The sequence below is a fragment of the Variovorax glacialis genome (genome assembly GCF_051216375.1).
Lineage (GTDB): Bacteria > Pseudomonadota > Gammaproteobacteria > Burkholderiales > Burkholderiaceae_C > Variovorax.
On record NZ_JBPJZT010000050.1, the window covers coordinates 1 to 3,660 of the forward strand.

The following is a 3,660-nucleotide window of genomic DNA, read 5'->3' on the forward strand; positions in this document are numbered from 1 at the left end:
AGCAGGAAGCTTCCCTCAGCAGCAGGCGGTTATGCCGACCTCAAGTGCGGGTTCTCCGCCCACGGGCTCGGCGGGCGACGCCATGTCGGCATAACCCGGAGGTCGGCGTAATGAACTCGGCAACGCTGCCAGGTGGCCTTCAGGACCTTCGAGACGGCCGCCTTGATGCCCTCGTGGCTATCGCTGATGACGAGCTTCACACCGCGAAGCCCTCGACGGTTCAGGCTGCGCAAGAACTCGGTCCAGAAGGGCTCGGCTTCCGAAGCGCCGACCTTCAGACCCAACACTTCGCGCTGGCCATCGGTGTTCACGCCGACGGCGACTATTACCGCGACGCTCACGATGCGCCCGGCCTCGCGCGTCTTCACGTAGGTGGCATCGATCCATAGGTAGGGCCAGTCGCCTTCGATCTGGCGACCCAGGAAGGCATTGACGCGCTCATCGAGCTCGCCGCACAGCCGGCTGACTTGGCTCTTGGAGACGCCGCTTATGCCCAGCGACTTGACCAGATCGTCCACGGAACGCGTGGAGATGCCTTGCACATAGGCTTCCTGGATGACGGCGGTGAGCGCCTTCTCGGCGGTGCGCCGAGGCTCCAGGAACTCGGGGAAGTAGCTGCCCTGGCGCAGCTTGGGGATCTTCAGTTCGACGCTGCCGGCTCGCGTGTCCCAGGTTCGCTCGCGGTAGCCGTTACGGCTGTTGAGGCGTTCGGGATTCTTCTCGTCGTACGCGGCGCCGCAGCGGCCTTCGACATCGAGCTCCATCAGGCGCTGAGCCATGAACTGCACCATCTGGCGCAGGACGTCGACATCGGCTCCCTTCTCAGCGAGCTCGGCCAATGCCATAGTTGGGTTGGTCATCGTGATTTCCTTTGAGGACAGGTTTGGTGGGTCGCACCTCAAACTTATCCGGACTTCACGATGACCACCCCGAAGAGAGCGGCCGCTGCACGGCAAGGCGCTTCGGGCTACGCCCTACGCGCCTTGCCGTGCAGCGAGTGATCGAAGACTTACACCACGTCCCGGGACATCAACTTCGATGAACTTCCGAATCGGTGGATCGCATTGGGGTTCTGCCGTCGCTCCGTTCGGGTTTGAAAGGCACATCAAGACCCTGCAGCCGTAGTCATCCGCGTAGGCTTGTCCGGTGAAAGTGACTGCCGAAATGAGGGCGAGGGCGTAGAGCGGTTTCCTCAAGATGAACTCCGTGAATGTCGTTTTGCGGAGTTGTAGTGTAGGTTGTCGATTGGGTTCGATGGCGTCGCCCGGCCAGGCCGGTCCCGGGCTTTCAGCGCTGCGCGTCGAGCTCCTGCAGATCTCGACCCTTTCGGGCACCAATCCCTGACGCACGCGGCCCTGCAGGGCCGCTAAATACCACCCCTGGCAGATCCTCCGACGCCGGCGCCGGCGTCGTGCGGTCGCTCGCTCCCAACTGGGCACGTGTGGCTGATCTGCCCTGCGGTCCGCCTCTTTCCGACGCATAGCGCCATCCCTGCGCGTGCGCTCGTCCTCGTCCTCACCCGGTCTCTTCGCTTCGCTCTCGAGTTGCGGCCTCCGGTCGCTCCTCCCTCCCGCACCTGGCTGTCGCTGGCCATGCGTCGAGGCGGCTCCGAAGAGCAGATTTTTTCAACCACACCGAAAGGCCAGTCATGAGCGAAGCGACCACACAAGACATCAACACACTTTCCACCGCGGCCGTTCCTTCCGCACCTCCCGAGGCTCACCAAAGAGCAGACGGGGGGGCAGGGGAGACGGAATACCGGGGAATGTCGGCGACCTACTCGCCGGAAGACAACCAGCTGCGGCTCTATTCGGTCTCGCGCCTGAGCGCTGACCTTTACGCGCGCGTCAAGGGTGCGGGTTTCTCGTGGGCGCCGAAGCAAGAAGTTTTCGTGGCTCCGATGTGGACTCCAGGCCGTGAGGATCTGCTGATTGAGCTTTGCGGCGAGATTGGCGACGAAGACACGACGCTCGCGGATCGCGCCGAAGAACGCGCGGACCGTTTCGAGGAATACAGCGAGAAGCGCGGCGCGGATGCAAGCGCGGCGCGTGACGCTGTGGCGTCGATTTCCTCGCGGTTCGAATTCGGACAGCCGATTCTTGTGGGGCACCACAGCGAACGCAGGGCGCGCAAGGACAAAGAGCGCATCGAGAACAACATGCGCAAGGCGGTGCAGATGTGGGACACGGCGCAGTGCTGGGAAGCACGCGCCAAGGGTGCGAAGCGTCACGCCGCATACAAGCAACTTCCCGCCGTGCGTCACCGCCGCGTGAAGGGCCTGAGCGCAGACCTTCGCAAGCAAGAAAAGACGTTGAAGGAACACGAGACGATTCTGGCGCTGTGGCAGGTCCAAGGGCTGACGCTAGAGCAGGCCGTGAAGATCACGAACTACGACTATCTGACCGTCCAGCGCGAAGGCAAGCCTTACCCCGAGTCGCTCTATTCGCTGCTGACCGCTGGCGAGATCACGACCGACGAAGCCGCCGCCCTGGCCGTGAAGAAGCACAACAGCGGCGCGGCATGGTGCCGCCGCTGGCTGGGCCACTACGCAAACCGCATCGCGTACGAGAAGGCCATGCTCGATGAATCGGGCGGCATCAAGGCGGACGCCTTCGACATCCAGGTGGGCGGGCGCGTGCTGGTCGATGGCGAATGGTTGATTGTTAAGCGAGTGAATAAGTCGGGCGGCGCAATCAACAGCGTTTCGACGAATGCGCGATATGTGAAAGTGAAAGGCATCGAAGGGGTCAAGGGCTACGAAGCACCGACCGCAGAGGACGCAGAAAAAGTGAAGGCCGCGACGACCCTCCCGCCGCTGTGCAACTACCCGGGCGAGGGCTTCCATTCGATGACCAAAGCCGAATGGGACGCGACGCACAAGGATTACAAGGGTTCGCGGGAACTCGGCCAAGGTGCCGTCCGTTCGCGCTACGGCAGCGGCCGCCCCGACATCAAGGTAGGCGAGGGCGCCGAGGTGGTGGGCCGGCATCGTGTGCGGTCCGTCGTGCATCGTGGGGCCTTGGTCGCGGTCTATATCTCCGACGCGAAGCGCAAGGACGCGCCGCCTCCTGTGTCCGCTCCCGCTGATCCGGTTGTGCTGCCGGTCGTGCGCGACGTCTCTTCGACCAGATCCGGACGGGCTTTTCTCGTTTCTGCAGACTAGCTTTTGTTGTGCGTCGGGCCCTCACGATCGCACATAGCTAGTGGGCATGCATCCATGATACCGACCATGAATCGGCGGCAACTTTGGAGGGATCTTTCGCATTCTCCCGGAGCAACTCCGCCACCCGCTGCGCGACAAGCATAGAACAATCAAGCCGCCTGCCAAATTGCTTTTCTTGCTTTTCGGCTGACAACAACAAGAAGCAGAAAAAGTTCGTGGAAACAGCTTGCCCGCTAATGGTGGCAGGTGATGTGTGCACGCTTTGGAATCACTCCTCAGGCGGTGCGTTTAAACCGTTCCGCTGGCACAGCGCCTTTGCGCTTCACCTTGACCCAGTCGGGCGTGCGGATGCCAGGCACGTAGATGCTGTCGGTCCGCTTCGCTACCCTCACAGAACCCTCGGCGCTACTGGCGCTCCCGAGCCGATCCGTTCGGCGAGGTCTGGGACACCGAGGTGGTGCCGCTGCTCAAGGCCGCCCCCAAGTTGATGGCCGTCA

General features: G+C 62.7%; 1 protein-coding gene and 1 pseudogene. One reads left to right on the plus strand and one right to left on the minus strand.

The window, feature by feature from the left end; translation table 11 throughout:
• Positions 1-107 precede the first annotated feature (107 nt).
• Positions 108-860: pseudogene (locus ACSFBL_RS35445) on the minus strand (IS256 family transposase); the annotation flags it as partial.
• Positions 861-1,648: 788 nt separating this feature from the next.
• On the opposite strand from ACSFBL_RS35445, the gene ACSFBL_RS35450 reads away from it, so the two are divergent.
• On the plus strand, positions 1,649-3,163 hold the full coding sequence (locus ACSFBL_RS35450; protein WP_435520474.1) for a DUF3560 domain-containing protein: 1,515 nt from the start codon (positions 1,649-1,651) through the stop codon (positions 3,161-3,163).
• Positions 3,164-3,660: the final 497 nt, after the last annotated feature.